The following is a 3,620-nucleotide window of genomic DNA, read 5'->3' as shown; positions in this document are numbered from 1 at the left end:
GGGGGTGTGGTGTTGTTGGGAAAGCTGCCGGGGCGTGGTGTGTGTGGGGTTGTGTTTGGCGCACTGTTGGGTCCTGAGGCAACAGGACCTTTTTGCAGCAATGCAGAGGGCATCTTCTGGTGTTTCTTTTGTTCCTGCTTCCGGTACCCCGGTCACTGTTTTGGTCCGCGCGTTTGTGTGGGTTGTGATGGGTGGTGGTCTGGTTGATGGGGTTGTTGTTTGAGAACTACATAGTGGACGCGAGCATCTAGGACACACACCTTTGTGTGTGTTCTTACAGCAATTTCTTATGAATGAACCTTGGGCCCTGGTGGCTCGTGGTTCTCTCGAGTAAGTTTATTGATCTTGTGTGGTCAAGTTTTTAAGGGCACACGGTGGATGCCTTGGCATTAGGAGCCGAAGAAGGACGTAGGAATCTGCGATAAGCCTGGGGGAGTTGATAACCGAGCGTTGATCCCAGGATGTCCGAATGGGGAAACCCCGCACAACGCTGCAAGGTGATTGTGTGACCCGCATCTGAACACATAGGGTGCGTGGGGGGAACGCGGGGAAGTGAAACATCTCAGTACCCGCAGGAAGAGAAAACAATAGTGATTCCGTTAGTAGTGGCGAGCGAACGCGGATCAGGCTAAACCGTTTCCATGTGTGATAGCCGGCGGGCGTTGCATGGGCGGGGTTGTGGGACTTTCCGTTCTGGTTCTGCCGGACCAGTGAGGTGAGGTGCAGGCATAGGTGAACGGTCTTGAAAGGCCGGCCAGAGAGGGTGTGAGCCCCGTAACCGTAATGTTGTGCACGGCCTGGGGAGTATCCCAAGTAGCACGGGGCCCGAGAAATCCCGTGCGAATCTGTCAGGACCACCTGATAAGCCTAAATACTTCCTAATGACCGATAGCGGACCAGTACCGTGAGGGAAAGGTGAAAAGTACCCCGGGAGGGGAGTGAAACAGTACCTGAAACCGTGTGCTTACAATCCGTCGGAGCAGTCGTGAGTAATCACAAGTAACTGTGACGGCGTGCCTTTTGAAGAATGAGCCTGCGAGTTAGTGTTACGTCGCGAGGTTAACCCGTGTGGGGTAGCCGTAGCGAAAGCGAGTCTGAATAGGGCGAGTGTAGTGGCGTGATCTAGACCCGAAGCGGAGTGATCTACCCATGGCCAGGTTGAAGCGACGGTAAGACGTCGTGGAGGACCGAACCCACTTCAGTTGAAAATGGAGGGGATGAGCTGTGGGTAGGGGTGAAAGGCCAATCAAACTCCGTGATAGCTGGTTCTCCCCGAAATGCATTTAGGTGCAGCGTTGCGTGTTTCTTGCCGGAGGTAGAGCTACTGGATGGCCGATGGGCCCTACAAGGTTACTGACGTCAGCCAAACTCCGAATGCCGGTAAGTCAGAGCGCAGCAGTGAGACTGTGGGGGATAAGCTTCATAGTCGAGAGGGAAACAGCCCAGACCACCAACTAAGGCCCCTAAGCGTGTGCTAAGTGGGAAAGGATGTGGAGTTGCGAAGACAACCAGGAGGTTGGCTTAGAAGCAGCCATCCTTGAAAGAGTGCGTAATAGCTCACTGGTCAAGTGATTCCGCGCCGACAATGTAGCGGGGCTCAAGTACACCGCCGAAGTTGTGGATTTCACATAATGCCCTAGCCTTCGTGGTTCAGGGGTGTGGAGTGGTAGGGGAGCGTCGTGTGGGCAGTGAAGTCGCGGTGGAAACCAGCGGTGGAGCCTACACGAGTGAGAATGCAGGCATGAGTAGCGAAAGACGGGTGAGAAACCCGTCCGCCGAATGATCAAGGGTTCCAGGGTCAAGCTAATCTGCCCTGGGTAAGTCGGGACCTAAGGCGAGGCCGACAGGCGTAGTCGATGGACAACGGGTTGATATTCCCGTACCGGCGAAAAACCGCCCATGCCAAGCGGGGGATACTAACCGCCCGGAGCCTGCCCGCTCACCCTTGTGGTGTTGTGGGTTTTGGCCGAGCGCGGGACCTGATCCCGGGAGGTAAGCGTATTAACAGGTGTGACGCAGGAAGGTAGCCGGGCCGGGCGATGGTTGCCCCGGTCTAAGGATGTAGGGTCAGGGATAGGCAAATCCGTTCCTGTGTGCTTCGAGCACGTTCCTGAGATCTGATGGGACCCCCGTTCGGGGGGATCCGGTGATCCTATGCTGCCAAGAAAAGCATCGACGCGAGGTTTTAGCCGCCCGTACCCCAAACCGACACAGGTGATCAGGTAGAGAATACCAAGGCGATCGAGAGAATTATGGTTAAGGAACTCGGCAAAATGCCCCCGTAACTTCGGGAGAAGGGGGGCCTGCCCCGTGATGGAGACTTGCTCTCCGTGAGCGGGTGTGGGCCGCAGAGACCAGGGGGAAGCGACTGTTTACTAAAAACACAGGTCCGTGCGAAGTCGCAAGACGATGTATACGGACTGACTCCTGCCCGGTGCTGGAAGGTTAAGAGGACCGGTTAGCCCGTAAGGGCGAAGCTGAGAATTTAAGCCCCAGTAAACGGCGGTGGTAACTATAACCATCCTAAGGTAGCGAAATTCCTTGTCGGGTAAGTTCCGACCTGCACGAATGGAGTAACGACTTCCCCGCTGTCTCAACCATAAACTCGGCGAAATTGCAGTACGAGTAAAGATGCTCGTTACGCGCAGCAGGACGGAAAGACCCCGAGACCTTTACTATAGTTTGGTATTGGTGTTCGGAGTGGCTTGTGTAGGATAGGTGGGAGACGTTGAAGCCCGGACGCCAGTTCGGGTGGAGTCATCGTTGAAATACCACTCTGGTCACTTTGGACATCTAACTTCGGCCCGTGATCCGGGTCAGGGACAGTGCCTGATGGGTAGTTTAACTGGGGCGGTTGCCTCCTAAAAAGTAACGGAGGCGCCCAAAGGTTCCCTCAGCCTGGTTGGCAATCAGGTGTCGAGTGTAAGTGCACAAGGGAGCTTGACTGTGAGAGAGACATCTCAAGCAGGGACGAAAGTCGGGACTAGTGATCCGGCGGTACATTGTGGAATGGCCGTCGCTCAACGGATAAAAGGTACCTCGGGGATAACAGGCTGATCTTGCCCAAGAGTCCATATCGACGGCATGGTTTGGCACCTCGATGTCGGCTCGTCGCATCCTGGGGCTGGAGTAGGTCCCAAGGGTTGGGCTGTTCGCCCATTAAAGCGGTACGCGAGCTGGGTTTAGAACGTCGTGAGACAGTTCGGTCCCTATCCGCTGCGCGCGCAGGAAATTTGAGAAGGGCTGTCCTTAGTACGAGAGGACCGGGACGGACGAACCTCTGGTGTGTCAGTTGTACTGCCAAGTGCATCGCTGATTAGCTACGTTCGGATGGGATAACCGCTGAAAGCATCTAAGCGGGAAGCTCGCTTCAAGATGAGATTTCCATACACATTATGTGTGAGAGGCCCCCAGCCAGACCACTGGGTTGATAGGCCGGATGTGGAAGCGAGGACTAAAGACTCGTGAAGCTGACCGGTACTAATAGGCCAACAACTTACACCACACAACACACTGCACGCGTCCACTATGTGGTTCCCGAACAACAACCCGCTTGTTCCAGGAACCAACAACTACATACACAACACCACAGTTGTAACCACCAAAGATTTCCCACCCCG

General features: G+C 55.1%; 1 rRNA gene. It reads left to right on the top strand.

Annotated features, from left to right (window positions below):
- The first annotated feature begins 351 nt into the window (after positions 1–351).
- A 23S ribosomal RNA gene (locus tag A477_RS0116910) occupies positions 352–3,505 on the top strand.
- Positions 3,506–3,620 lie beyond the last annotated feature (115 nt).

The sequence above is a fragment of the Arthrobacter sp. M2012083 genome, from assembly GCF_000281065.1.
Classification (GTDB): domain Bacteria; phylum Actinomycetota; class Actinomycetes; order Actinomycetales; family Micrococcaceae; genus Arthrobacter.
Note: the sequence above shows the minus strand (reverse complement) of the source record. Positions and strands in the feature narration are given on the sequence as shown.